The organism is Mesorhizobium temperatum, assembly GCF_002284575.1.
GTDB classification, from domain to species: domain Bacteria; phylum Pseudomonadota; class Alphaproteobacteria; order Rhizobiales; family Rhizobiaceae; genus Mesorhizobium; species Mesorhizobium temperatum.
The window spans coordinates 1-25,328 of record NZ_NPKJ01000064.1 but is presented as its reverse complement, the minus strand read 5'-3'; the positions used below and the strand labels follow the sequence as shown (position 1 = coordinate 25,328).

The following is a 25,328-nucleotide window of genomic DNA, read 5'->3' as shown; positions in this document are numbered from 1 at the left end:
CGGGAAGCTGTTCGCTCCGGACCTTGGCGCCGAGATCAGGCGAGTTCGAAGCGATCGGCGTTCATCACCTTGTTCCACGCCGCCACAAAGTCGTTGGCAAATTTCTCCTTGGCATCCGCGGTCGCATAGACTTCTGCTAGGGCACGCAGCTGCGAATGCGAGCCGAAGATCAGGTCGACGCGGGTGCCGCTCCACTTGAGCTCACCTGTTGCCCGGTCGCGTCCTTCGAACACGTCCTTGGCGTCCGATGTCGACTTCCACACCGTGCCCATGTCGAGCAGGTTGACGAAGAAGTCATTCGTCAACGTCTCAGGCCGCTTGGTGAAGACGCCGTGCGTTGACTGGTCGGTATTTGCACCGAGCACACGCAGGCCGCCGACGAGGACTGTCATCTCCGGCGCCGTCAGCGTCAGCAATTGCGCCCGGTCCACCAGCGCCTCCTCGGGCGACAAACGCTGCCTGCCGCTGAGATAGTTGCGGAAACCGTCGGCGGTCGGTTCAAGCGGAGCGAAGGAGTCGACGTCGGTCTGCTCCTGCGACGCATCCATGCGCCCCGGCGTGAACGGAACCTTCACGTCGTTGCCGGCGTCCTTCGCAGCTTTCTCGATCGCGGCGCAGCCGCCAATGACGATCAGGTCGGCAAGCGAGACTTTCTTGTCGCCGGTCTGCGAGGCGTTGAAGTCCCTCTGGATCGCTTCGAGCTTCTCCAGCACCTTCGCCAGCTGAGCCGGCTGGTTGACGTCCCAGTCCTTTTGCGGCGCGAGCCGAATGCGCGCGCCGTTGGCGCCGCCGCGCTTGTCGGAGCCACGGAAGGTCGAGGCTGACGCCCAGGCCGTCGACACGAGCTGCGGCACCGAAAGGCCGGAGGCGAGGATCTTCGCCTTCAGGGCGGCCACGTCTAGCTCATCGACCAGAACGTGATCGACTGCCGGGATAGGATCCTGCCATGGCAGCTCTTCCTTGGGAACGAGCGGGCCGAGATAGCGCACGATCGGGCCCATGTCGCGGTGGGTCAGTTTGTACCACGCGCGGGCGAAGGCATCGGCGAACTGGTCCGGATTTTGATGGAAGCGCCGCGATATCTTTTCGTAGGCAGGATCGAACCGCAAAGCGAGGTCGGTGGTCAGCATCGATGGCGCGTGACGCTTGGCTGCATCGTGCGCATCCGGCACGGTGCCGGCACCCGCGCCGCCCTTCGGCGTCCATTGGTGCGCGCCGGCCGGGCTCTTGGTAAGCTCCCATTCGAAGCCGAACAAATTGTCGAAGAAGTTGTTGCCCCACTTGGTCGGCGTCGTGGTCCAGGTCACTTCCAGGCCGCTGCCGATCGCGTCACCGCCTTTGCCGGTGCCAAACGTGCTCGCCCAGCCGAGGCCCTGCTCTTCGATGCCAGCGGCTTCAGGCTCTGGACCGACCAGCGTCGCATCGCCGGCGCCGTGGGTCTTGCCGAAGGTGTGGCCGCCGGCGATGAGTGCGACGGTCTCTTCGTCGTTCATGGCCATGCGCGCGAAGGTCTCGCGAATGTCGCGCGCCGCGGCCAACGGATCCGGATTGCCGTTTGGCCCTTCCGGGTTCACATAGATCAGACCCATCTGCACGGCGGCGAGAGGGTTCTGGAGATCGCGGTCGCCGCTGTAGCGCTCGTCGGCCAGCCACTTGCCTTCCGGGCCCCAGTAGATGTCCTGTTCGGGCTCCCAGACATCGGCGCGCCCGCCGGCAAAACCGAAGGTCTTGAAGCCCATCGATTCCAGGGCGACGTTGCCGGTGAGAATCATCAGGTCGGCCCAGGAGATCTTGCGGCCGTATTTCTGCTTGATCGGCCACAGCAGCCGGCGGGCCTTGTCGAGATTTACGTTGTCCGGCCAGCTGTTGAGCGGCGCGAAGCGCTGCTGGCCGGCTCCGGCACCGCCGCGGCCGTCGCCGATGCGGTAGGTGCCGGCGCTGTGCCAGGCCATGCGGATGAACAGCGGCCCGTAATGGCCAAAGTCGGCCGGCCACCATTCCTGCGAGTCCGTCATCAGGGCATGCAGGTCCTTGATCACGGCGTTCAGATCGAGACTCTTGAATTCCTTGGCGTAGTCGAACGCCTCGCCCATTGGATCGGACAGTGCGGATTGCTGGTGGAGTACCTGCACATTCAGCTGGTTCGGCCACCAGTCACGGTTGGCCCTGGCGATAGTTGTGTGCACGACCGGGCATTTTCCCGCGCTGGTGTCATCGGTCTTTGCGTCCATCGTTCTCTCCGACTTGTTGATTTTCCGGATTTGTTGATTTCCGGGATTTGTTGGATTTTCCGGACGGGCCTTGAGCCACGCCATTCTGGAATGGTTCCAGACTAGGCCGCATTGCCGATAAAAACAAATTGCCTTTCCTGTTTGTTGCGATAGGTTTTACTTATGATTGGTCTCACCGTCCGGCAGATGCAATATTTCGAGGCACTGGCGCAGACGCTGCATTTCGGCCGCGCCGCGAAGCTGGCCGGCGTCAGCCAGCCGGCGCTGTCTTCACAGATCGCCGAGATGGAGCTGCGGCTCAACTGCCGGCTGTTCGAGCGCGGCGGCAAATCGGTGCGGATGACCGACGAGGCACTGGCCATGCTGCCGCGTATCGAGCGTATTCTTGCCGACATCCGCGAAATCGAGACCACGGCCCGGCGCGGCCGCCCCGCCATGGAGGGACGCTTCCGGCTCGGCATCATCCCGACGGTGGCGCCCTATCTCCTGCCGCATGTACTGCCGGAGCTGAAACGGCATTTTCCGGCCTTGCAGCTCGAATTGCGCGAAGCGGTGACCGCGTCGCTGGTCGAGGACACCGCCCTGGGAAAGCTCGACGCCTTCATCGCGGCCCTCCCCCTCGATCAGCCTGGGCTGATCACCGAGCCGCTTTTCTCAGACCGGTTCTTCCTTGCCGTGCCGGCCGGCGACCCCGCCTTCGCCTCGCCGCCGGTTCCGCCGGAAAGCCCGGCACTGGAAAGGCTGATGCTGCTGGAGGAAGGCCATTGCCTGCGCGAACAGGCGCTTGCCGTCTGCGGCAGCGTGCGGCCGGTGGCAATGGCGAGTTATGGCGCGACCAGCCTGACGACGCTGCTGCAGATGGTGGCGCACGGGCTCGGCGTCACGCTCATCCCGGAAATGGCGGCAGGACCGGCCAGCGCCATGCGCGACCTGAAGATCGTGCCGTTCCAGGAACCGATGCCGCAGCGCACGATCTGCCTGGCCTGGCGGCGCAACAAGGTCCGGCACGACGAATGCGTCGAACTGGCCAAGATCATCCGCGGGCTGGACCAGGCGGTGCTGGCGGCGTGAGGTGGAGGATGTTGGTCAGAGGGTCCGATTGTGACCTCAACCTCGTTTCCAAGCTGCGAGCAAGGGCCTATGCCTCCATAAACGGGGTCCTTCCGCGGACGGCCAACCCTGGAGATCGTTACGACCGGCTTGGCATGCTGCGCAGCAGTCCTACATTCGTCATGAGGGCCAGCTGGAGGATATGCGCCGACTACTAAAAAGTCGTCGGATGCGGAAACACAGTGGTGCTTGTGCCAGACCGAATGCCCGACGCCTGATATCACGGGCAGCGAAACTGGTTGCGCGAGGGGCGAGTTCGCATATTCTGGTTGTGGCAGAAGAGTTTACAACAATGGGAGGAGTAAATGTCCGACAGCAAAATCTCGCGTCGCGGGTTCCTGGAAAAGTCCACCGCCATAACGGCCGGTGCGGCTGCAGCGACGACGCTCGCAACCCCAGCCGTACTGGCGCAGTCGCCGGTCACCATCAAGATGCAGACCTCCTGGCCTGCTTCGGACATCTGGATGGATTTCGCGCGGCAATACATAGAGCGCGTCGAAAAGATGTCCGGTGGCCGGCTGAAGTTCGAGCTCCTGCCCGCGGGTGCGGTCGTGGGCGCGTTCCAGGTGCTGGATGGCGTCAATGACGGCGTGATCGACGCCGCACATACCGTCCCCGTCTACTGGTACGGCAAGCACAAGGCCGCGTCGCTTTTCGGAACTGGCCCTGTGTTTGGCGGCAGCGCCACCACCATGCTCGCCTGGTTCCACCAGGGCGGCGGCAAGGATCTCTACCGCGAGCTGACGCAGGACATCATGGGCCTCAACGTCGTCGGCTTCTATGGCTTCCCGATGCCGGCGCAGCCGTTCGGCTGGTTTAAGAAGCCTGTCACGACCACCGCTGAACTGCAGGGATTCAAGTATCGGACGGTGGGTCTTGCCGCCGATCTCATGCAGAACCTTGGCCTCAGCGTGGCGCAGCTGCCCGGCGGTGAAATCGTGCCGGCCATGGAGCGCGGGGTTATCGACGCTTTCGAATTCAACAATCCGTCATCCGACCTTCGCTTCGGTTCGCAGGACGTCGCCAAGCACTACACCTTGTCATCCTACCATCAGGCGAGCGAGTCGTTCGAATTCCTGTTCAACAAAGACGTATTCGACGACCTCGACGATGATTTGAAGGCCATTCTCGAATATGGCGTGGAGGCGGCCAGCACCGCGAACACCGCACTCGCCCTCGACAACTATTCGGCCGACCTGCAGAAGCTGCAGACCGAGCACGGTGTCACCGTGCACCGCACCTCCAAGGAAATTCTCGACGCACAACTCCAGGCTTGGGACAAGATCATCCCGACGCTGGAGGCGGATGAGTTCATGAAGCGGGTGCTCGATAGCCAGCGCCAATGGGTCGAACGCGTTGTCTACTACGAGCTAATGAATTCAGCCGACCTGACACTGGCATACGAACATTACTTCCCAGGCAAGCTGAAGCTCTAATTCGCGCCTCCGCTTCGGCAAATCCGACGGTCTTCCGGACCGCCGGATTGCATCTGACGGAACCCGAGACATGCTCCGCTACATCGCATTCGCCGATGAACTTTCGGCATGGTTTGGAAAGGTGTTCGCCTGGAGCGTCGTCATCATGACACTCGGCGTGAGTTATGAAGTTGTCGTGCGATACCTGTTCAGCGCGCCGACCGCGTGGGCATTCGACCTCAGCTACATGCTCTACGGCACCATGTTCATGATGGCCGGCGCCTACACCTTGTCGCGAGACGGGCATGTGCGCGGCGATTTCATCTACCGTCTGTGGAGGCCGCGCGTGCAAGCGGCGGTCGAACTTGTCCTCTACTTCATCTTCTTCTTCCCAGGCGTGACGGCGTTGGTTCTGGCCGGATGGAAGTATGCCGCACGCAGCTTCCGCTATCTCGAGGTAAGCTCGAACAGTCCGGCCGGGATTCCGATCTTCCAGTTCAAGGCCGTCATCGTGGCGGCAGGCATCCTGCTCTTCGTGCAGGGGATTGCTCAGGTGTTCCGCTGCGTCGTCTGTCTACGAACCGGAACATGGCCGCGCGCGGCTGAAGACGTGGAAGAGATCGAGAAGGTGCTGATGGAAGCCAAGACGCTCGATGTTCTGCATCACGGTTCGGAAGCAGTCGACCTCCCATTCCTCCACCCCGACAATCAACCCGACCGCGACGGAGAAGACAGATGAGCGATCCTCAGGTCGCCGTCGCGATGCTGCTCATTCTGCTTCTGGCGATCTTCCTTGGCTTCCCGGTTGCGTTCACTTTGATGGCGCTAGGGGTCGCCTTTGGCTACTACGCTTATTTAAATCCGGGGCGGATGTGGCGCGCCTATGAACGGGCGGTTGAGGATGGTGCCGACGGCTGGACGCTTACGGAGCATTGGATCGGCGGCTTCTTCAACAACCGCATTTTCGATCTGTTCGTGAACCAAACCTATTCTGTGATCTCGAACGACGTGCTGACCGCCATCCCGCTGTTCCTGTTCATGGGCTACATCGTCGAGCGGTCCAATATCATCGAGCGCCTTTTCGGCACCCTCTATATCGCCACCCGGCGCGTTCCTGGCTCCATGGCGGTCGCCGCCCTCATCACCTGCACCCTTTTCGCAACGGCCACAGGCATTGTCGGCGCGGTCGTGACACTCATGGGCCTGCTGGCGTTTCCCGCCATGCTGAAGGCGCGTTACAACATCAGCTATGCCTCGGGAGTGATCTGCGCGGGCGGAACCCTCGGCATTCTCATTCCGCCGTCCATTCTGCTCATCGTCTATGGCGCGACGGCGGGTGTTTCGGTGGTCCGTATGTATGCGGCAGCCCTGCTTCCAGGACTGCTGCTTGCCGGCCTCTATCTGATCTATGTGGTGGCGAAGGCGGTGCTGCAGCCGCAGGTGGCGCCGAAGCCGACCCGAGACGAGGTAGGGCACTATTCGGTCGTGCAAATCAGCTGGATGCTGCTGACTTCCTTCGTCCCTCTGGCGGTCCTGATCCTCGCGGTGCTCGGCGCTATTCTCTTCGGCCTCGCCACGCCTTCGGAGGCTGCCGCCATCGGCGCGCTCGGCGGCGTCGTGCTGGCCGCCGCCTACCGGGCCCTGACGTGGCAACGCCTGAAGGAGTCCGTCTATTTGACGGCGCGCACGACCGCGATGGTGTGCTGGCTGTTCGTCGGCTCCGCGACCTTCGCCTCGGTCTTTGCCTATCTGGGAGGCCAGCAACTGATCAGCGATTTCGTCACCGGCCTCGACATGTCGCCGCTGATGTTTCTGATCGTCGCCCAGATCATCATCTTCATCCTGGGCTGGCCGCTGGAATGGACGGAGATTATCGTGATCTTCGTTCCGATCTTCCTGCCGCTGTTGGCGCATTTCGAGATCGATCCGCTGTTTTTCGGCGTGCTCGTCGCGGTCAACCTTCAGACGGCCTTTCTGTCGCCGCCCATGGCGATGTCGGCCTACTACCTCAAGGGCATTTCGCCGCCGCATGTTCAGCTTTCGGATATTTTCCGCGGAATGATGCCTTATATGCTGATCGTCATCCTGTGCATGGTCATCATCTATATCTTCCCGCAGATCGTGTACGGGCTACCCAACCTGATCTACGGGGGCTGAGACGGGGGTGCCGCGGCGAGTAGAGGACAAAAGATGAATTTGAGCCGCTTCCTGGCCGTCTTGGCATTTGTAGTCTTTCTGGCGTTTTTCGGCGTCGTAATCCGGTTCGTCCCGCATCCCGATCTGGGCGTTGCGATCGGCATCGGCGTCCTCCTTGCGGGCTACGATCTTTGGAGCCAACTGAGGTCTCGTGCGAGGTAATAGCCGGATTGGGGCGGTCGCGGGGAAGCTGCATGGCTGCAGCGTCGATCAACCCAATGTGACAACGCCGAGAGTCCTGGAAGCTGAGCTAGCGTCCGCTTGGCCTGAGAAACATCAACTTCAATCAAATCCCCGTGAATCGTACCGGACGTCCGGAACCGCCGACGCGTCCCGGCATTGATTTTGCGGAGGAATCTGCGTCCAGAACAGGGAGCAGTGTTATGGCTTACCGTGATTACATCCATACGCCGGTGACGCCGCGCGACATCCGATGGGGTCTCCAGCAGGGGGCCGTTGCGGGCATCGTCGCAGGCATCGTCTTTGCGGCGTTCGAAATGACGGCGAGTGCGTTCATGATGGGGGCGGAAGCGTTCTTCATGCCCCTGCGCATGATCGGCGCCATCGCACTTGGACCGGAAGCTCTCGATCCCGGCTACCCGCTCCTGACGGCCAGCATCGCCGGCGTGATCGTCCATATTATTCTGGCTATCATCTATGGGATCGTGTTCGGAGAGATTGCCGCAATGCTGCGAGGGCAAGCCACCTTCATTGTTCTCGGCAGCGTCTTTGGCCTCGCCTTGTGGCTCGTCAATTTCTATGTGATCGCGCCGATCGCATTCCCCTGGTTCCTGCAAGCAAGCCCGGTCGTGCAGTTCGTTGCCCACACATTCTTCTTCGGTACCGTCCTCGGCTGGTACCTGTGGAAATCGCACGAGAGAAGCGGGCTCGAAGGACCGGCGGTTTAGCCTTGCCAGCACCGACCTGGCACGGTCGGATTGAAGCGGAAAGACAGCGGTGGTCACCGGCGCTTCTGCCGGTGTCGGACGCGCTGTTGCGCTGCGCCTCGCGCGGGAGGGTGCGAAGGTCGCTCTGATCGCCCGCGACAAGCCCGCTCTGAGCCAGCTGACAGTGGAAATCGTGTCCAACTATCTGGCGCAGAAAACAGCGGACGGCTAGCTGCCCTACAACGATCAGGCTTTCGCGCATTTCGACTATCTCAAGCGGCAGCTCGACAAGATCGACCCCCTCTTACCGCGACTGACGGACCACCAAACGAGCATGGAGAGCTAAAGTGACGAAAGTTGAGGTGTTGTTCTTCGACGTCCTGGGGACCGTTGTCGATTGGCGCGGCAGCATAGCGGCGGAGGCAAGTTCTTTTCTGAAGCGCCACGGCGCGTTGCATATCGACGCTAGTGCTTTTGCCGATGCTTGGGTCGGACGCTATGACGCATCGGTTGAAGCCGTTCGCTGCGGTCGGCGGCCCTTTGTCCCGCTCGATCTGCTCAACATGGAGAACCTGGAAGCGTGTCTGAAAGGATACGGGTTGATGCCATCGGCTGTACCGAGTGCTGAACTGGAAAATCTCAATCTGGCTTGGCACCGCCTCAAGCCGTGGCCGGACTCGGTGGAGGGTCTTTCCAGATTGAAGGAACGCTTCATCGTCGCACCGCTGTCCGATGGGAACACCCGACTTCTGGTGGACATGGCAAAACATGCCGGGCTGCCATGGGATACGATCCTTGGCGCTGATGTCTCCGAGGCCTATAAGCCGATGCCACAGGTGTATCTTCGTGCCTGCGAGCTGCTGAGCGTGGAGCCGGACAGGGCGATGCTGGTTGCCGCCCACGACTACGATCTGGACGCCGCGCGTCGATGCGGATTGAAGACGGCGTATGTCGTTCGCGCAAATGCGCATGACCCGTCGAAGGCTGCCGCTGTCAAGCCGCGCGACGGTTGGGAATACATGGCAAATGACTTGATCGAACTCGCTGCAATTCTGAAGTAGGTTGCGAGGGCGCGCTCCGGCAGCCGGCAACAAAAGCCCGCGTTGTCCCGCTGGCTCTGCGACAGCCATCACCAGGGAAATGAAGGTGCGGAGCGGTCGAGTTGCCCGCATTGCCGAGTAAGCCCGACGTCCACCCCGTAGCCCAGCTTAATGCGAAAGCTGCCGCGCAACGCAAGCTGGTGGCTGGACGGCCGCACTGGGTGGCAGCAATTTGGCCGCAAGACGCGATGGAGCGTCAACCGCGCCGCGCCGCCTCGATCGCGGCGACGTCGATTTTCACCATGGTCATCATGGCATCAAACGCGCGCTTTGCCTCGTCGCCGCCAGCCGCCATCGCGTCAGTCAGCACGCGCGGAATGATTTGCCAGGAAATCCCCCATTTGTCTTTGCACCAACCGCACACGCTCTCCTGGCCGCCGTTGCCGACGATGGCATTCCAATAGCGATCGGTCTCCTCCTGATCGTCGGTGGCGATCTGGAACGAGAAGGCTTCGTTGTGCTTGAACTCGGGACCCCCGTTGAGGCCGATACAAGGAAGGCCCGCGACTGTGAATTCGACCGTCAACACTTCGCCTTCTTTGCCGGCCGGGTAGTCACTGGGTGCACGGTGGACAGCACCCACCACGCTGTCAGGAAAGATCTCGGAGTAGAAGCGGGCGGCGGCCTCTGCGTCCTTATCGTACCAGAGGCAAATCGTATTCTTTGGCATTTGCGGGTTCCTTTCGCTTTAAGGCCAGGATTTCGGCCCTGTTTCCCTCTTCCGAAATAGGTAGCCAACCGCTTTTCTCCACCCCGGAAGCGCCGTCTCGCCCGGGCGATCGCAAAGGGCAGCTTACCTTAACGTCGCTGTCCGCTTTGGCCTGGGTTCCGGACAATAAAGCGAAGGTCCGCTCCTGAAATGCGTCGGGAGTGTTCGGAGCGTCCGCAAGGCGGACCAAGATTGCGACCCCTGACCTGGCGACAACAGGACTACGATGCTCCGCCGGTCCGCCCCTCAGGCGGTCTTCGGCGTCACCAGCCCCAGTTCGTCAACCATCGCATTGCGCATCGAGGGTGCTCGTATGAGAACGGAGTTGCTGGGCAACATGTTGCTCAACTCTTCATTGCATTGGGTTGTTGGGGGCCTGCAGGCCCAGTTAAGTCTGATGCATCCAGGGTGCATAGGAGATGCCGACGATCGCTCCTTCAATTGTTTGGAGTCGGGCGACGGTCTGGCCCCAGGGTTCGGTGCGTGCGCCATGGAGCAGGTCATACCCTTTTTCCTGAAACTCCTGCGCGGCGGCAGCGACGCCATCCGGGTCCTCGACTTCGAACTCGATACAGGCTTGCGGTATCGGCCGATCTGCCGGCCACTCGCGTGTTCCAAAGCACGCTTCGGCAGCCTGCGAGAGTGGCCATACGCCAAAATGCTTACTGCCGCCGATGCTCTCGCTGAAGTAGTACTCGTCGCCCTCGTGGCGCTTGAGCGGCAAGCCCAGCACGTCAATGAAGAGCTTGCGGCTCTCGGCTGGATCCGGCGCAACGATGGCCATACTCGAAATGAACAAAACCTTCATTTTTGGACACTCCATTCTGACGGCAATTCTATTGCTGATTTGGCCAGATCGCGGTGACCGAATCCCGCCTTGGAATCGTGGGAGCGTAACGGCCGCGTGGCGCGACGCGGACACCCCGCTTCAGGCGGTCTTCGGCGTCACCAGCCCCAGTTCGTGAACCATCGCCTCGCGCATGAGAAACTTCTGCGGCTTGCCGGTCACCGTCATCGGCAATTCGGTGCGAAAGCGGATGTGGCGCGGGATCTTGTAGTGGGCGATCTGGCCGGCGCAAAAGGCCTTGATCTCCTGCTCGGTGGCGATCTGGCCCGGCTTGAGCACGATCCAGGCACAAAGCTCCTCGCCGTATTTCGGGTCGGGAATGCCGAAAACCTGCACTTCCCTGACCTTGGGGTGGCGGTAGAGAAATTCCTCGACCTCGCGCGGATAGACGTTCTCGCCGCCGCGGATGACCATGTCCTTGACCCTGCCGACGATGTTGCAATAGCCCTCCGCATCGATGATGGCGAGGTCGCCGGTGTGCATCCAGCCGTCGGGATCAATCGCCTCGCGGGTTTTTTCCTCGTCGTCCCAATAGCCCTTCATCACCGAATAGCCGCGTGTGCAGAGTTCGCCCGGCGCGCCGACCGCAACGGTGGCGCCATCGGAATCGATCGCCTTGACCTCAACATGGGGGTGGACGCGGCCGACCGTCGAGACGCGCTTTTCCAGCGGATCGTCGACGCTGCTCTGGAACGACACCGGGCTGGTCTCGGTCATGCCATAGGCGATGGTCACCTCCGCCATGTGCATCAGCGACACCACCTTCTTCATCACCTCGATCGGGCACGGCGAGCCGGCCATGATGCCGGTGCGCAGGCTGGTGAGATCGAAGGTGTCAAAATCCGGATGGTCGAGCAGGCCGACGAACATGGTCGGCACGCCGTAAAGGCCGGTGCAGTGCTCGCCCGCCACCGCCTTCAGCGTGGCGCCGGCATCGAAGCCCTCACCAGGAAAGACCATGGTCGCGCCCTTGGTGACGCAGCCGATCGTGCCCATCGACATGCCGAAGCAGTGATAGAGCGGCACCGGGATGCACAGCCGGTCGTCGACGGTGAGCCGGATCGCCGAGGTGACGAAATTGCCATTGTTGACGATGTTGTTGTGGGTCAGCGTCGCGCCCTTTGGCGCGCCTGTCGTGCCTGAGGTGAACTGGATGTTGATGGCGTCGCCGGGCTTCAGCCCCTCGGAGATCCGGTCGAGGCTGTCATGCTCGTCGCGCCCGGCCATCGCCAGCACGTCGGCGAAATTGAACATGCCGGGCGAGTTCTCCTCGCCCATGCGGATGACAATTTTTAGCGCCGGCAATTTTTTGGCCTCAAGTTTGCCCGGTGTCGCAGTCGCGATCTCCGGCGCCAGCGTCTCGATCATGCCGAGATAGTCGGAGCTCTTGAATTTGACGGCTGTGACCAGCGCTCGGCAGGCGACCTTGTTCAGCGCATAGTCCAGCTCCGTCAGCCGGTAGGCCGGGTTGATGTTGACCAGGATCAGGCCGATGCGCGCGGTGGCGAACTGCGTCACCAGCCATTCCCAGCGGTTGGGCGACCAGATGCCGACGCGGTCGCCTTTTGCCAGGCCAAGCGCCAGGAAGCCTGCGGCCAGCGCGTCCACCGTGTCTGAAAGTTCGCTCCAGGTGAAGCGCTTGTCCTGGTCGACAAAGACGGCGGCATCGAGCGTGCCGTATTTGCTGACGGTATCGGAAAGCAGTGCCGGGATGGTCTGCTGCAGCAGCGGCACACTGCGCTCGCCCGACACATGTGCCCTGCCGTCGACCGGCGCGACGAACGTACCACCGTTGCGTGGGCGGCGGCCGCGCAGGTTGGTGGCATTCTTCAACTCGTCGAGATTGATCGGCATCGCCGTGTCCTCCGCAGACGAGGCCGAGTCTATCAGCCTGCCGGGGTGGTGGAAATCCCGTTGATGGTACTGGAGCGCCATCCCTCCCCTTGAGGGGATGGATGGGTGAGGTCGTTGCGGCAGTGCTCGAAGTGAGACGACCCCACCCGCCTCGCTCCGCGAGACACCTTCCCCTCAAGGGGGAGGGATTGCGCCTGCCATCTTCGCCGCGATGTCGCGCAGGATTGCCTCGTCGGCCGCCGCACGCGTCTTCCTAGATGCAACCAGGCAGGCCTGCGAGCGCAGGATGACGCCGTCGGCCAGCACCTTCAGGTGATTGGCGCGCAGCGTCGAGCCTGACGTGGTGATGTCGACGACGACATCGGCCAATCCCGCCGCCGGCGCGCCTTCGGTAGCGCCCAGGCTCTCGACGATGCGATAGACCTGGATGCCGTGCTTTTGCGAAAAGAATTGCTGCGTCAGCCGCCAGTATTTGGTGGCGATCCTGAGCCGCCTGCCGTGGCGCTGGCGGAAATCGGCGGCGACATCGTCGAGATCGGCCATCGTATCGACATCGAGCCAGATGTCGGGCACCGCCACCACGACATCGGCGTTGCCGAAACCGAGGCGGGCGACTATCTCCGCACGCGCCTCCCAATCGGCGAGGCTTTCGCGCAACAGATCCTCGCCGGTGATGCCGAGGTCGACCGAGCCCTGGCCGATCTCGCCTGATATTTCGGACGCCGACAGAAACGCCACCTCGACGCTCTCCACACCTTCGATGCGGGCGCGGTATTTACGCTCGTCGCCGGGCAGGCTGACGGCAAGCCCGGCCTTGGCCAGCACCTCCAGCGCCTGCTCCTTGAGCCGGCCCTTCGACGGGATCGCCAGCGTGATCATTGCGCCTTCTCCCGCAACGCTTCGATGCGGTCGAGCCAGACGGAAAAGCCGACGCCGGGGATCGGCGTTTTCGCGCCGAGCAGCGTCAGCAAGCGGTCATAGCGGCCGCCGCCGGCCAGCGGCCGGTCGCCGTTTTCCGCCGCAATCTCGAAGACCAGGCCGGTGTAGTAGTCGAGCGGACGGCCGAAGGCGGCATCGTAGCGGATTTTTGCCGAGGGCAGACCAAGAGCTTCGATCGACTTTGCACGTGCGGAAAAATTGTCCAGCGCCGCACCCAGCGAAAGGCCGGCTTCGGCCGCGAAGATCTCGAGCGCTTTTGCCGCGCCGTCGAGCGCCACGTCGATCGCCAGAAAATCCTTCAGCGCCGAAAACGCCTCGTTCGACAGCCTGACGCTGCGCAATTCGGCCTTCTCGATCAAGCGTCGCGCAATGTCGGCCGGCGAGCGCCCGGCCGACGCCGACAGACCCGCTTGCTCCATGCCGCCGGCGATGTGCGACGAAAGCCCTTCCAGGTCGCCATCGAGGACAAGGGCAGCGACCGGGCCGGGGAGCTGGCCGTTGCGCGGCGGGTTGGCGAGGTCGGCAAGCGCTGCCTCCAGCATCGCCGCCGAACCGAAGGCCCGCGCCAGCCGCATGCGCCAACCGCGCGGCAGGCCGAGCGCGGCGAGCACCGCTTCGAATACGGTCTGGTCGCCGAGCGTGATCGCCAGTGCCTGGTCCGGCAGCACCAGCGAAAGCAGCGCATGCGCATCGGCCAGCGAACGCGCGTCGGCCTGTGCGATGTCGCCGTCGCCGAGATCCTCGATGCCGGCCTGGAAGAACTCATTGCCGCCCTCGCGGCGCTGGCGAAACACCTCGCCGAGATAGGAATAGCGGCGCGGCGTGCCGGCCTGGCTGGCAATATGGTCGAGGCAGACAGGAATGGTGAATTCGGGGCGCAGGCAAAGCGTCTGGCCCGTCTCGCTTTCGGTGAGGAAAATGCGGCGGCGCAGATCCTCTCCGGCCATGTCGAGGAACGGGTCGGCCGGCTGCAGCACCGCGACTTCCACCGTATGGGCGTTGCGCGCGGCGAAGAGTTTTGTGATGTCTGATGCGATGGCGGGGTAGCGGGATGTCATGGCAGGCGCCCTTCCCTTCTCCCCCTGTGGGAGAAGGTGGATCGGCGCGAAGCGCCGAGACGGATGAGGGGTGCTGGACGGAGCGCGGAGGTCGGCGCTCCACGGCGCCCCCCTCTGTCCTGCCGGACATCTCCCCCACTTGGGGGGAGATCGGCAGCTTCAATGGCAGCTCCAGCCTTCCAGCGTCGGTGATTGGCGAAAACGGTGACGACGGCGGATCTCCCCCCGTGTGGGGGAGATGTCCGGCAGGACAGAGGGGGGCGCGACGAAACGCGACCTCTACTTGCCACGCACCCGCTCCTCCGCCTGCGCCGCCAATATCTTCTTCACCTCGGCGACCAGCTCCCTTTCCGCCACCGTCACCTGCGCCGGGCGCGCGGCGCGCCATTCGGCGTTGTCTGCGATCTCCGCAGACATCCGCGCGCCTTCGATCAGGTCCTTGATCTGCACCTCGCCTTTCGCCCGCTCGTCGCCGCCCTGGATGATGGCGACCGGGCTGCCGCGGCGGTCGGCATATTTGAGCTGCGCCTTCATGCCGGCGGCGCCGAGATACATTTCGGAGCGAATGCCGGCGGCGCGCAGCTCGGCCACCATCTTTTGATAGCGGCCGAGGCTTTCGGTGTCCTTGTCCATGGTGAGCACGACGACCGGCGCGATGACGTCAGACGTGTCGAGCTTGCCGAGGTTCTTCAGCGCCGTCATCAGCCTGGAGACGCCGATGGAAAAGCCGGTCGCCGGCACCGGCTCGCCACGAAAGCGCGAGACGAGCCCGTCATAGCGACCACCGCCGCCGACCGAGCCGAAGCGCACGATCTGGCCGTCCTCGTTGGGGATTTCCGCCAGCAGCTCGGCCTCGTAGACCGGACCGGTGTAGTATTCGAGGCCGCGGACGACGGAAGGGTCGATCATAATTCGATCCATTCCGTAGCCGGCACTTCTTGCTAGGCTCCGTATTTCCTCAAGCTGCTGGTGCCCTTCGACGCAAAGGTCAGAATTGTAGAAAGTGCTGCCTTGTTTCAAGACGAAATAGCTCTGATCAATTTCGTTGTTAAATAAATCACCCGCGGCGGCTGCCTTCCGCATTGCACCGGCCGATTTGTTCGCTTGCTCAATAAATTCCATGAGCTCATCGACCTGAGCATTACCCAGCCCAGCACCCTTGGTGAAATCACCGCTTTCGTCCTTGCGCCCTGCGCCCAACAGCAACCGCACCCCCTCGACGCCCAGCTTATCCAACTTGTCGATCGCGCGCAGCACCTGCAGACGGCGGCCAGCGTTCTCATCGCCGCCAAGGCCGATCGCCTCCAACACGCCGTCCAGCACCTTGCGGTTGTTGACCCGGATGACGTAGTCGCCGCGCTTGATGCCGAGTGCTTCCATCACGTCGGCCATCATCATCGCCATTTCTGCGTCCGCTGCCACACCCGGCGTGCCGACCGTGTCGGCGTCGAACTGCATGAATTGGCGGAAGCGGCCGGGGCCAGCCTTCTCGTTGCGGAACACCCAGCCGGAGCGGTAGCTGCGATAGGGTTTCGGCAGGCGCTCGTAATTCTCGGCGACGAAGCGGGCCATCGGCGCAGTCAAATCGTAGCGCAGCGACAGCCACTGGTCGTCGTCGTCCTGGAACGAGAACACGCCCTCGTTCGGCCGATCCTGATCGGGCAGGAATTTGCCCAGCGCATCGGTGTATTCGATCACCGGCTGGTCGACCGGCTCGAAGCCGTAAAGCTCATAGACCGCGCGGATCGTCGCCATCATCTTCTCGACGGCGCGGATGTCGTCGGCACCGCGGTCGACAAGCCCGCGCGGCAGCCGCGCTTTCATCTTTTCCGATTTGTCGGCCATGGCATGGGTCTTTTTTGCTAAGTAATCGATGACTTATTTCGAGTAGGCGTGTCCTAACCGAACCTGTCCGGACCGGCAAGGGTTTGCACCCTTCCTGAAACAAACCACGCGATAAACGAAACAATTCCGCCATAAGCGCGGCATTGTGCCGACACAATCGCAGCCGATAAAGCGCGCCGAAACAAGGGGTTCGGGCCATGACCACGGCACGGGAATTCGACATCATCGACAGCGGTGCCCGCGATCTGCCCCGGCTGCGACGGGCCGATAGTCATGCACCGAGGCCGGCAGGCCAAATGGCGGGACCATTCGAGGTCGCCGCGGACGAGCGCAAACGACCGACCATGCGCGATGCGCTGATGACCGGCCTGCTGGTGATCTATCCGGCTTTTGCCACTGTGGCGGCCATCGTTGCCGCGCTTTTTCTGGCCGGCGCCGGCGGCGCTTGAGTTTTATCGCCCGCTTCGCGGTGAGGAAGCTACTTCGGCCGCTTGAACGCCCTGCGCTCCGCCTCGACCTGCTCGCGGCAGACACAGCCTTCGAGATGGTCGTTGACCAGCCCCATTGCCTGCATGAAGGCGTAGACGGTGGTCGGGCCGACAAAGCTCCAGCCGCGTTTCTTCAGCTCTTTCGAAATCCGCACGGAAACCGCCGTGGTCGGGTTGGCGCGCAGATGGGCGAGATCGAAGATTTCGGGCCGTTCGTCGGGGCCGGGTTCGAACTTCCAGAACCAGGCCGCCAGCGAGCCGGCCTCGTCGGCCAATTCACGCGCACGCTTGGCGTTGTTGATGGTCGAGACAATCTTGCCGCGGTGGCGGATGATGCCGGCATTGTCGAGCAGGCGCTCGACATCCTCGTCGGTAAAGGCAGCGATCTTGTCGATATCGAAGCCGGCGAACGCCTCGCGGAAATTCTCGCGCTTGCGCAATATGGTCAGCCAGGACAGGCCCGACTGAAAGCCTTCGAGGCAGATCTTTTCGAACAGCTTGCGGTCGTCGGTGACCGGCCGGCCCCATTCATGATCGTGGTAGTGCAAATAATCCGGCAGATTGCCGTGCCAGAAGCAGCGCGCGATACCATCGGGTCCGGCGAGCAGGCCTGTCTTCTCATCCATGGCGGAATTCCATTCGTTAATGCGCCTCAGCGCTGCCTTTACCGCGGCTTTACCAGATTCCTGAACCGGCCGGTAACCACACCGAAAGCTTTACTGACAATGGAGCATTTTACGCATTCCGATTCATGGTTCGGTTGCTGCTCCGCGCCCAATGTCCGCGAACCGGGGACGCTTTTGCGCCCGGCGTGTTCGACGAACAAGGTGCGTTCCGATGAAGACATTTTTGTTCCCGCTACTCGGCGCCGCAGCCGTGCTGGCCACCGCCGCTACATCCTCCAGCGCCAACGACCGCTATGCCGACAGGCCGCCGGTGATGGTGAGCCCTGACCTTTCAGCGCCCTGGGTGCTGCAGCTTGGCCGGGCGCCGGGCATCGTCCGCCAGAACCGGCAAGAGATGCAAAAGCCGCAGCGCCGTTCCCAACGGCAGGCGCAACCGGCTCAGCTGCACACGGCGGCGATGCAGGCACCGGCCAAGAAGCGCCTGCTCGCACGCCCGCAGATCAACCCGATCTACCTGCCGCAGGAAGTCGCCTATGACGGTCCGGAGAAGCCGGGCACGATCGTCATCGATACGAGGGAGAATTTCCTCTATCTGGTCGAGAACAACGGCAAGGCGCGGCGCTATGGCGTCGGCACCGGCAAGCCGGGCTTCGAATGGGCCGGCAAGCACAGGATCTCGCAGAAGAGGGTCTGGCCCGAATGGCGACCGCCGGCGGAGATGATCTCGCGCGAGGCCGCCAACGGCCGTTATCTGCCGACCTATGTCGCCGGCGGCGTCGAGAATCCGCTCGGCGCGCGCGCGCTCTATCTCGGCTCGACGCTCTACCGCATCCACGGCACCAACCAGCCCTGGACGATCGGGGGTGCCGTGTCGTCGGGCTGCATCCGCATGCGCAACGAGGACGTCGTCGACCTCTATGAACGGGTCAATGTTGGCACAGCGGTTGTGGTGATGTAATCTGCAGTTGATCTTATTGCCGATTTTGTCCAGAAGAGTCTGGATCATCGGATACGGGGGACGGGCCGTGTGGGGATGCGGCCAGTCACGAAAGGGCAGTGCGGCAAGCCGCGCTGCCCTTTTTGTTTCTGCTGACATCCGGTTGGCGGGCACATCTTCGCAGGTTCGCCGGTACGTCGCGCGACAGGCATAGCAGTTCGCTTTCGTGCTGCCATTTTCCAAAGAGTCTTGCTATGTCGGCAGCAACACTTTCAGACAGAAGGTTCATCCATGTCCCTGTCCGATGACAACCGCTATCTCAGGGGCGGCCCGGTCGCCCAGCGCATCATCGCCTCGGTGCGCGAGGATGCGGCGACTGCGACCGCCGAGGGTTTTCCGCCCAAACTGATATCGATCACCGTCGGCGACACAGCTGCAGTCGATGTCTATGTGCGCAACCAGCGCGCCAAGGCGGCATTGGCCGGCATCGATTTCGAGGAAAGACGGTTTGCCGCCGCCATCACCGCCGGCGAACTGGAAGCGGCGATCCATGGCCTTAATGCCGATCCGCGCGTCACCGGTATCATCATCCAGCGGCCGGTGCCGGCGCATATCCCGATCAAGATCCTTCAGGCGGCGGTGCATCCGCTCAAGGATGTCGAGGGCATGCATCCGGCTTCCATCGGCAACATCGTCTACAACCAGCTCGACCTCGCGCCGTGCACGGCGGCAGCCTCGGTCGAACTGCTCAAGGAGACCGGTCTCGATCTGAAGGGGCTCGAGGTCGTCATCGTCGGTCACTCCGAGATCGTCGGCAAGCCGATCGCCTTCCTGCTGATGAGCGAGGGCGCGACGGTGACGGTCTGCCATCACATGACGCGCTCGGTGGCTGCGCATGCGCGCCGCGCCGATGCGCTGTTCGTCGCGGTCGGCAGGCCGCGGCTCATCAAGGCCGACATGGTCAAGCCGGGTGCGGCCGTCATCGACATCGGCATCAATGCCGAGATCGGACCGGACGGGGAGAGCCGTATCGTCGGCGACGTCGACGCCGAGAGCGTCAAGGAAGTGGCGTCCTGGATCACGCCGGTGCCGGGCGGCGTCGGCCCGATCACCGTAGCGATTCTTTTGCGCAACACGATGGTGGCGCTCAGCCGGCAACGCGCGCGCTACCAGGCGACCTACGGGACGGCCGATAAGCTGGCGGCGGAATAGTCGCTTTCGTCACGTACATTGCGGCACATGGCATGTGATCCGGGACTCGTCATCCCAGAAAACGTAAAGAATGCCACCGCTGCCCCAGCACAGGTCTCGATATGGAGTCTGGGAAAAGGCATCACTAGCTCGTTCCCAAAATCGTCCAGCGTAACCAGATGTATCAGTCGCTCGCGACAGGTCGGGCACACTGCAGATCCTTCGCCGCCGACCGTAATTGGCCTACCAGTCGCCGACAGATGCCAGGTAGGATGATAGCGGTGCGCCGGAAAGGATAGGTCACTCGGAGCTCCTCCTTCGAAAACAAAATGATGACAGACCGGCGGAGAGCGAGGATCATCATGCGTCAGCCAGTCTGCGAAATCGTAACTGGTGGCCGGAACACTGTCCGGAAACAATTCCGGTGCCTGCAGAACGGCGTGAGACAACAGGTCTTCGACATCTGTCCCGCGTTTCGCCGCCCCTTGTAGGAAAAATGCCAGGCAGGCCAGATGCGTCTCATCGAGAAACGAAACGGCGTCGATAATCAGATTGTCTCTGAACGTCGGCTTCTACCGCTGCCTTAATGAGCGCAAACAGGAATTCGGACCCATCCTCGAAATGTCGAGCGATGATTGCCTCGCATTTGGCATAGCGAGTCTGGAACGTCGCAGGCGATCTGTCCGACAGCAGCCGAACGACGGTTTCAATCTCTTCGGACTCTGGGTTGGGCATCTCAGCAGTCTCATTGGAGGGTGCGCAGCAATCAAACCAATTTTGGCGGCTCGCCGCCATAGGCCCAGTCGAGCAGTTTTATCGTGTGCACCACCGGCAGCTTCGCAGCCGATGCGATCTGGGTGATGCAGCCGATGTTGCCGGTGGCGACGATTTCAGCACCCGTCGCCTCGATATTCCTGACCTTGCGGTCACGCAGTTGAGCCGAAATCTCGGATTGCAGGATGTTGTAGGTGCCGGCCGAGCCGCAGCACAGATGCCCCTCGCGCGGCTCGCGCACGACGAAGCCGGCCTTGGCCAGAAGCTCCTTCGGCTGGCGGGTGATTTTTTGGCCGTGCTGCATCGAGCAGGCGGAGTGATAGGCGACGATCGTGCCGGGCTTGCGCACCGGCTCGGGCAGGTCGAGAGCCATCAGATATTCGGTGATGTCCTTGGCCAGCAACGACACGCGCGCCGCCTTGTCGGCATAGGCGGGATCGAGGCGCAGCATGAAGCCGTAGTCCTTGATCGTGGTGCCGCAGCCGGACGCGGTGATGACGATGGCGTCAAGGCCGCCTTGGTCGATGGCGCGCGTCCAGGCATCGACATTGCGCCTGGCCGAGGCAAGGGCTGCCTCCTCGCGGCCCATATGATGGACCAGCGCCCCGCAGCAGCCTTCGCCTTCAGGTACCACGACCTCGACACCCAGCCGCGTCAGCAGCGCGATCGTCGTATCGTTGATGGCGGGATCGAGCACGGATTGCGCGCAGCCGGTGAGAATGGCGACGCGGCCTACTTTTCTCGTGCCCTGCCCGGCATGGATGCCCGGCGAAGCCATTGGCGAGGCCGCGGGAACCGACGCCGGCGCGAGCTTGAGCATCGCGCCCAGCGGCTTCAGCGCCGGGATCTTTTCGAACAGTCCGGCGAATGGCTGCGCGAGCCTCGCCAGCTTGAGCGCAGCGCGAAAACGCGAGGGATAAGGCAGGACCAAGGCCAGCATGGCGCGCGTCAGGCGATCGGGCAGCGGGCGCTTGTAGGTCTCCTCGATATGGGCGCGGGCATGATCGACCAGATGCATGTAGTTGACGCCCGACGGGCAGGTGGTCATGCAGGCGAGGCAGGACAGGCAGCGGTCGATATGGGTGACGATCTCCTTGTCGGCGGGGCGACCGTTCTCCAGCATATCCTTGATCAGGTAGATCCGCCCGCGCGGCGAGTCCAGCTCGTTGCCAAGCGTCACATAGGTCGGACAGGTGGCCGTGCAGAAACCGCAATGCACGCATTTGCGCAGGATTTTTTCCGATTCCGCGACATGCGGATCGGCAAGCTGGGCAGCTGAGAAATTGGTCTGCACGCAAAAAGTCCTTACCGTTTGAGCATGATCTTTTCCGAAAACCGGTTCCCACTTTTTGCTACGCTGACCTTCGGTTCGGGATCATGCTCTAAAGTCCGAGGAACCAGCTTTCCGGGTCTTTGACCGGCTCGCCGCGCTGCAGCGCCTGCAGGCCGAGAATACAGCGGGCGATGAACCACACGGCGACGGCGAACATCAGCACGAAGCCTATCGCCACCATCATCAGCACAGCCGAGATCAGCGCATAAAGCAGGCCGATCCAGAAGGTGCGGATCAGGAAGGTGTAGTGGCTCTCGACGAAGCCGCCAGCCTTGCCGCGATTGATATAGGCCAGAACGATGCCGACAAGGCCGGTGACGCCGATCGCCAGGCCGGCGAGATAAAGGATGTAGATGACCAGCGCGTTGGTCGAACCCGGCTCCAGCCAGCGGTCGGTCTGCCGCGGTGCGGGCTTATTTGAATCAGCCGGGCCTGAATCAGCCGGGCCTGGATTGATGTCGCTCATGATGCTGCTCCCGCGGTTGCCAGGCCAAGAGTAGCAGAGCTTGCAGCCGGCGCCATATGGCCGGGATTGAGGATATTCTTGGGATCGAATTCGGCTTTGAGCCGCGCCGACAAGGCCGCCAGTTGCGGCGCCTGCGGCTCGAACACCGGCACAGCGGCGCGATGAGAAGGCGCCGCGCGCACCAGCGTCGCATGGCCGCCGCCATACTGTCTCACCAGTCCGCGCAGAAGCTCGGCTTCGGGATCGCCATGCTCCATGCGCAGCCAGATCAGTCCGCCCTGCCAGTCATAGAAGGCATCGACAGCCGCCTGCATGCGCAGCGCCAGCACCATCTGGTGGCCTTGCGCCGGCGCCATCGACACGCGCCACACTGGCTTTTCGCTGCCGTCGACAAACGGCGCACAATCGCGGATATCGCGCCAGACGGAATGCGAGATCTCGCCGGAAATTTCCTCGAGCGGCCCGGCATTTCCGAGCAGATCTTTCAGCGCCGCAATGCGGTAGGCGACCGACGGTCCGAAACCTTCGACGCGCAGCAATGTCGCCGCGGCGCTGCCGAGACTGCCGCCGGCGACCCGTGCAGCAACGCGTTCGGGCAAATGGGCAGCGCTCGACACTTCCGCGCTGGAGCCGAGCGCCAGCGCCATGGCGGCTGCGGCGTGATCGTCGAGCAGGCCGCGCAGAGCGAGCGTGACTTCGGTCTCGGCGGCGGGCAGCACCTTGAAGGTGACGTCGGTGAACACAGCCAACGTGCCCCAGCTGTTGGCCATGAGTTTGGACAGGTCATAGCCGGTGACGTTCTTGACCACGCGACCGCCCGACTTGAAGGCCTCGCCGCGACCGGAAACCGCTGCTATGCCGAGGATATGATCGCGCGCCGCCCCCGCTTTCAGCCGGCGCGGGCCGGAAAGGTTCGCAGCCAGCACGCCGCCGATCGTGCCTTTTCCCTTTTCGCCGCCGAGCAGCGGACCATAGTCCAGCGGCTCGAAGGCAAGCTGCTGGCCGTATTCGGAAAGCAGGCTTTCGATCTCGGCGAGCGGCGTGCCGGCCTTGGCCGACAGCACCAGTTCGGCCGGCTCGTAAAGCGTAACGCCGGACAGTTTCGACAGGTCGAGCGTGTGCTCGGTCTGCAGCGGACGGCCGATGCCGCGCTTGGAGCCATGGCCGAGGATTTCGAGCGGCGATTCTTCCGCCGCAGCCCAGGCGACGGTGGAGAGGGTTTCGGCGGCGGTGGACGGAGTGAAGGTGGTCATGACTGTCCTGGGCGCGCATCGGCCGCAGACCCCCTCTCCGTCTCGGGCTTTGCCCGAGCCACCTCTCCCCCGCGTCGAGGGGGCGAGGAACCCCCATTCCGAGACCCCATCACTTCAAAACCTCGGAATGTCCGGAAACGCCGTCTGGCCGCGATGCACGTGCATGCGTCCGAGCTCGGCGCAACGGCGCAGCTGCGGAAACACCTTGCCCGGATTGAGCAGATGGTTGGGATCGAAGGCGCATTTAACCCGCATCTGCTGGTCGAGGTCGATCTGGTTGAACATCTCCGGCATCAGGTCGCGCTTCTCCACCCCCACCCCGTGCTCGCCGGTCAGCACGCCGCCGACCTTGACGCAGAGCCGCAAAATGTCGGCGCCGAAACTCTCTGCCTTGTCGAGCTCGCCGGGCACGTTGGCGTCGTAGAGGATGAGCGGATGCAGATTGCCGTCGCCGGCATGGAAAACATTGGCGACGCCGAGCCCGTATTTTTCGGAGAGTTCGCGCATGCCGTGCAGCACGCGCGGCAGTTCCTTGCGCGGAATGGTGCCGTCCATGCAGTAATAGTCGGGCGAAATGCGGCCGACCGCCGGAAAGGCAGCCTTGCGGCCGGCCCAAAAACTCAGCCGCTCCTGCTCCGATTGCGATACTCGGCAGGTGGTCGAGCCGTTCTTGTGGGCGATGGCTTCGACAAGGCCGATCAAATGATCGACCTCGACGCCCGGCCCGTCGAGTTCGACGATCAGCAGCGCCTCGACATCCAAGGGATAGCCGACATGGACGAAATCCTCGGCCGCGTGGATCGCCGGGCGGTCCATCATCTCCATGCCGCCCGGGATGATGCCGGCGCCGATGATGTCGGCGACGCATTGACCGCCCTGCTCGCTGGTCGGGAAGCCGATCAGCAACGCGCGCGCCGTCTCCGGCTTCTTCAGTATGCGCACGGTGACCTCGGTGACGACGCCGAGAAGCCCTTCGGAACCGGTCATCACCCCGAGCAGGTCGTAGCCTTCCGCGTCGAGATGCTTGCCGCCGAGCCGCACCACCTCGCCATTCATCAGCACCATCTCGATGCCGAGCACATTATTGGCGGTGAGGCCGTATTTCAGGCAATGCACGCCGCCGGAATTCTCCGCGACATTGCCGCCGATCGAGCAGGCGATCTGGGAGGATGGATCGGGGGCGTAATAAAAGCCCTCCTGCTCGACGGCGGTGGTGATGCCGAGATTGGTGACGCCCGGCTGGGCGACGACGATGCGGTTGGTAAAATCGATCTCGAGAATGCGGTTGAACCTGCTCATCACCAGCAGCACGGCGTCTTCCAGCGGCAGCGCGCCGCCGGACAGCGAGGTGCCGGAACCGCGCGGCACAACGCGGATGTTGCGGTCGTTGCAATATTTCAGCACGCGCGAGACCTGCGCCACCGTTTCGGGCAACACCACGACCAGCGGCAATTGCCGATAGGCGGTGAGGCCGTCGCTCTCGAAGGCGCGCATTGAGTTGGCAGCGTCGACGACGCCCTCGCCCGGCACGATGATGCGCATATCGGCGACGATCTCGTCGCGCCGGCGCATCGTGGCGTCGTCTGGCTTCGGCATCAGCAGGCCGGACATCAACAGTCTCCTTCGATCGACTGGTAAAAATCTTTTACCAGTGACTCGCATCTGTTGCAAATCCTGCTTTGGCCGAAATCGAGCGCCGACACCTGCACCGCCTTCCGCGGCGGCAATCTGCCGCTGCAGTTTTACCCTCTCCCTTGTTTGGACCGGGACATCGCGAACAGGTGTGCGAGGACATCGCGAACAGTTTGGCGCGCTTTGCGCCGGGAGGTTCGAGATGCCATTCGAGGACACGAGCGCGATGTCCCCAAACACCCCCTTGTGGGGAGGGTCGCGAACGAAGTGAGCGGGTGGGGGTCGGCGAGAGGGACGCGCTTTATGAGCACCCCCACCCCGTTTCGCAAACTTCGCTTCGCTCAGCTTGCTCGCCGACCCTCCCCACAAGGGCAGGGGAATCGCATTTGAGTAGTTGGAAAATGGCTTGCCAATTGCCGGGTTGTGGATTCTTGGGA

22 protein-coding genes are annotated in these 25,328 nt (G+C 62.7%); 10 read left to right on the top strand and 12 right to left on the bottom strand.

The window, feature by feature from the left end; translation table 11 throughout:
- Positions 1-35 precede the first annotated feature (35 nt).
- Positions 36-2,231 (bottom strand): catalase/peroxidase HPI, encoded by a 2,196-nt coding sequence (gene katG / locus CIT26_RS24470; protein ID WP_095494951.1) that lies wholly within the window; start codon positions 2,229-2,231, stop codon positions 36-38.
- A 162-nt stretch (positions 2,232-2,393) separates the two neighbouring features.
- Here katG and CIT26_RS24465 point away from each other — a divergent pair, with 162 nt between their 5' ends.
- The 7 genes from CIT26_RS24465 (at position 2,394) to CIT26_RS24435 (ending at position 8,900) form a co-directional block, all read left to right on the top strand.
- Positions 2,394-3,302, top strand: coding sequence for a hydrogen peroxide-inducible genes activator (locus CIT26_RS24465; RefSeq protein WP_095494950.1), 909 nt, complete (start codon positions 2,394-2,396; stop codon positions 3,300-3,302).
- A 344-nt stretch (positions 3,303-3,646) separates the two neighbouring features.
- The gene (locus CIT26_RS24460) at positions 3,647-4,777 is read left to right on the top strand and encodes a TRAP transporter substrate-binding protein (protein ID WP_095494949.1); all 1,131 of its coding nucleotides are present in this window, start codon (positions 3,647-3,649) and stop codon (positions 4,775-4,777) included.
- A gap of 70 nt (positions 4,778-4,847) precedes the next feature.
- Positions 4,848-5,495 carry a TRAP transporter small permease subunit gene (locus CIT26_RS24455; protein WP_095494948.1) on the top strand — a complete coding sequence of 216 codons (648 nt, stop codon included), beginning with the start codon at positions 4,848-4,850 and terminating at the stop codon, positions 5,493-5,495.
- On the top strand, positions 5,492-6,913 hold the full coding sequence (locus CIT26_RS24450) for a TRAP transporter large permease (protein WP_095494947.1): 1,422 nt from the start codon (positions 5,492-5,494) through the stop codon (positions 6,911-6,913). Before CIT26_RS24455 ends, CIT26_RS24450 begins: the two co-directional genes overlap by 4 nt.
- A gap of 422 nt (positions 6,914-7,335) precedes the next feature.
- Positions 7,336-7,860: a hypothetical protein gene (locus tag CIT26_RS24445; protein WP_095494946.1), complete on the top strand. Its 525-nt coding sequence runs from the start codon at positions 7,336-7,338 to the stop codon at positions 7,858-7,860.
- Positions 7,861-7,909: 49 nt separating this feature from the next.
- A complete protein-coding gene (locus CIT26_RS38350) occupies positions 7,910-8,071 on the top strand; it encodes an SDR family NAD(P)-dependent oxidoreductase (RefSeq protein WP_095494945.1) in 162 nt (53 codons plus the stop codon).
- Positions 8,072-8,186: 115 nt separating this feature from the next.
- The gene (locus CIT26_RS24435; RefSeq protein ID WP_095494944.1) at positions 8,187-8,900 is read left to right on the top strand and encodes a haloacid dehalogenase type II; all 714 of its coding nucleotides are present in this window, start codon (positions 8,187-8,189) and stop codon (positions 8,898-8,900) included.
- A gap of 235 nt (positions 8,901-9,135) precedes the next feature.
- On the opposite strand, the gene CIT26_RS24430 is transcribed toward CIT26_RS24435, so the two are convergent.
- From CIT26_RS24430 to hisS, 6 genes are all read right to left on the bottom strand, one after another.
- Positions 9,136-9,609 (bottom strand): VOC family protein, encoded by a 474-nt coding sequence (locus tag CIT26_RS24430; RefSeq protein ID WP_095494943.1) that lies wholly within the window; start codon positions 9,607-9,609, stop codon positions 9,136-9,138.
- A 427-nt stretch (positions 9,610-10,036) separates the two neighbouring features.
- Positions 10,037-10,456, bottom strand: coding sequence for a VOC family protein (locus CIT26_RS24425; protein WP_095494942.1), 420 nt, complete (start codon positions 10,454-10,456; stop codon positions 10,037-10,039).
- Positions 10,457-10,576: 120 nt separating this feature from the next.
- On the bottom strand, positions 10,577-12,349 hold the full coding sequence (locus CIT26_RS24420) for an AMP-binding protein (protein WP_095494941.1): 1,773 nt from the start codon (positions 12,347-12,349) through the stop codon (positions 10,577-10,579).
- A gap of 174 nt (positions 12,350-12,523) precedes the next feature.
- The gene (gene hisG / locus CIT26_RS24415; RefSeq protein WP_095494940.1) at positions 12,524-13,228 is read right to left on the bottom strand and encodes an ATP phosphoribosyltransferase; all 705 of its coding nucleotides are present in this window, start codon (positions 13,226-13,228) and stop codon (positions 12,524-12,526) included.
- On the bottom strand, positions 13,225-14,346 hold the full coding sequence (locus CIT26_RS24410; protein ID WP_095494939.1) for an ATP phosphoribosyltransferase regulatory subunit: 1,122 nt from the start codon (positions 14,344-14,346) through the stop codon (positions 13,225-13,227). Before CIT26_RS24410 ends, hisG begins: the two co-directional genes overlap by 4 nt.
- Positions 14,347-14,625: 279 nt before the next feature.
- A complete protein-coding gene (gene hisS / locus CIT26_RS24400) occupies positions 14,626-16,191 on the bottom strand; it encodes a histidine--tRNA ligase (protein ID WP_095494938.1) in 1,566 nt (521 codons plus the stop codon).
- 197 nt (positions 16,192-16,388) lie between these two features.
- Between hisS and CIT26_RS24395 the strand changes: the two genes are divergently transcribed.
- The gene (locus CIT26_RS24395) at positions 16,389-16,640 is read left to right on the top strand and encodes a hypothetical protein (RefSeq protein WP_095494937.1); all 252 of its coding nucleotides are present in this window, start codon (positions 16,389-16,391) and stop codon (positions 16,638-16,640) included.
- A 29-nt stretch (positions 16,641-16,669) separates the two neighbouring features.
- Here the strand turns inward: CIT26_RS24395 and CIT26_RS24390 are convergent, their stop codons facing one another.
- Positions 16,670-17,305, bottom strand: a complete 636-nt coding sequence (locus CIT26_RS24390; protein WP_095494936.1) for a DNA-3-methyladenine glycosylase I — start codon at positions 17,303-17,305, stop codon at positions 16,670-16,672.
- 211 nt (positions 17,306-17,516) lie between these two features.
- Between CIT26_RS24390 and CIT26_RS24385 the strand changes: the two genes are divergently transcribed.
- Positions 17,517-18,263: a L,D-transpeptidase gene (locus CIT26_RS24385; protein WP_095494935.1), complete on the top strand. Its 747-nt coding sequence runs from the start codon at positions 17,517-17,519 to the stop codon at positions 18,261-18,263.
- 270 nt (positions 18,264-18,533) lie between these two features.
- On the top strand, positions 18,534-19,454 hold the full coding sequence (locus CIT26_RS24380; RefSeq protein WP_095494934.1) for a bifunctional 5,10-methylenetetrahydrofolate dehydrogenase/5,10-methenyltetrahydrofolate cyclohydrolase: 921 nt from the start codon (positions 18,534-18,536) through the stop codon (positions 19,452-19,454).
- Positions 19,455-20,199: 745 nt separating this feature from the next.
- On the opposite strand, the gene glcF is transcribed toward CIT26_RS24380, so the two are convergent.
- From glcF to CIT26_RS24350, 4 genes are all read right to left on the bottom strand, one after another.
- On the bottom strand, positions 20,200-21,501 hold the full coding sequence (glcF, locus tag CIT26_RS24365; RefSeq protein ID WP_095494931.1) for a glycolate oxidase subunit GlcF: 1,302 nt from the start codon (positions 21,499-21,501) through the stop codon (positions 20,200-20,202).
- An 88-nt stretch (positions 21,502-21,589) separates the two neighbouring features.
- Entirely contained in the window at positions 21,590-22,006 is a 417-nt protein-coding gene (locus CIT26_RS24360) for a DUF4870 family protein (protein ID WP_095494930.1), read from the bottom strand.
- Positions 22,003-23,259, bottom strand: coding sequence for an FAD-binding protein (locus CIT26_RS24355; protein WP_095494929.1), 1,257 nt, complete (start codon positions 23,257-23,259; stop codon positions 22,003-22,005). The genes CIT26_RS24360 and CIT26_RS24355 overlap by 4 nt, the downstream gene beginning before the upstream one ends.
- A 114-nt stretch (positions 23,260-23,373) precedes the next feature.
- Positions 23,374-24,870 (bottom strand): FAD-linked oxidase C-terminal domain-containing protein, encoded by a 1,497-nt coding sequence (locus CIT26_RS24350; RefSeq protein ID WP_095494928.1) that lies wholly within the window; start codon positions 24,868-24,870, stop codon positions 23,374-23,376.
- Positions 24,871-25,328: the final 458 nt, after the last annotated feature.

What these genes read in the sequence shown, in the direction of transcription:
- katG (WP_095494951.1), bottom strand. Translation starts at nt 2,231, where the DNA reads ATGGACGCAAAGACCGATGACACCAGCGCGGGAAAATGCCCGGTCGTG.
- CIT26_RS24465 (WP_095494950.1), top strand. Translation starts at nt 2,394, where the DNA reads ATGATTGGTCTCACCGTCCGGCAGATGCAATATTTCGAGGCACTGGCG.
- CIT26_RS24460 (WP_095494949.1), top strand. Translation starts at nt 3,647, where the DNA reads ATGTCCGACAGCAAAATCTCGCGTCGCGGGTTCCTGGAAAAGTCCACC.
- CIT26_RS24455 (WP_095494948.1), top strand. Translation starts at nt 4,848, where the DNA reads ATGCTCCGCTACATCGCATTCGCCGATGAACTTTCGGCATGGTTTGGA.
- CIT26_RS24450 (WP_095494947.1), top strand. Translation starts at nt 5,492, where the DNA reads ATGAGCGATCCTCAGGTCGCCGTCGCGATGCTGCTCATTCTGCTTCTG.
- CIT26_RS24445 (WP_095494946.1), top strand. Translation starts at nt 7,336, where the DNA reads ATGGCTTACCGTGATTACATCCATACGCCGGTGACGCCGCGCGACATC.
- CIT26_RS24430 (WP_095494943.1), bottom strand. Translation starts at nt 9,609, where the DNA reads ATGCCAAAGAATACGATTTGCCTCTGGTACGATAAGGACGCAGAGGCC.
- CIT26_RS24425 (WP_095494942.1), bottom strand. Translation starts at nt 10,456, where the DNA reads ATGAAGGTTTTGTTCATTTCGAGTATGGCCATCGTTGCGCCGGATCCA.
- CIT26_RS24420 (WP_095494941.1), bottom strand. Translation starts at nt 12,349, where the DNA reads ATGCCGATCAATCTCGACGAGTTGAAGAATGCCACCAACCTGCGCGGC.
- hisG (WP_095494940.1), bottom strand. Translation starts at nt 13,228, where the DNA reads ATGATCACGCTGGCGATCCCGTCGAAGGGCCGGCTCAAGGAGCAGGCG.
- CIT26_RS24410 (WP_095494939.1), bottom strand. Translation starts at nt 14,346, where the DNA reads ATGACATCCCGCTACCCCGCCATCGCATCAGACATCACAAAACTCTTC.
- hisS (WP_095494938.1), bottom strand. Translation starts at nt 16,191, where the DNA reads ATGGCCGACAAATCGGAAAAGATGAAAGCGCGGCTGCCGCGCGGGCTT.
- CIT26_RS24395 (WP_095494937.1), top strand. Translation starts at nt 16,389, where the DNA reads ATGACCACGGCACGGGAATTCGACATCATCGACAGCGGTGCCCGCGAT.
- CIT26_RS24390 (WP_095494936.1), bottom strand. Translation starts at nt 17,305, where the DNA reads ATGGATGAGAAGACAGGCCTGCTCGCCGGACCCGATGGTATCGCGCGC.
- CIT26_RS24385 (WP_095494935.1), top strand. Translation starts at nt 17,517, where the DNA reads ATGAAGACATTTTTGTTCCCGCTACTCGGCGCCGCAGCCGTGCTGGCC.
- CIT26_RS24380 (WP_095494934.1), top strand. Translation starts at nt 18,534, where the DNA reads ATGTCCCTGTCCGATGACAACCGCTATCTCAGGGGCGGCCCGGTCGCC.
- CIT26_RS24360 (WP_095494930.1), bottom strand. Translation starts at nt 22,006, where the DNA reads ATGAGCGACATCAATCCAGGCCCGGCTGATTCAGGCCCGGCTGATTCA.
- CIT26_RS24355 (WP_095494929.1), bottom strand. Translation starts at nt 23,259, where the DNA reads ATGACCACCTTCACTCCGTCCACCGCCGCCGAAACCCTCTCCACCGTC.
- CIT26_RS24350 (WP_095494928.1), bottom strand. Translation starts at nt 24,870, where the DNA reads ATGTCCGGCCTGCTGATGCCGAAGCCAGACGACGCCACGATGCGCCGG.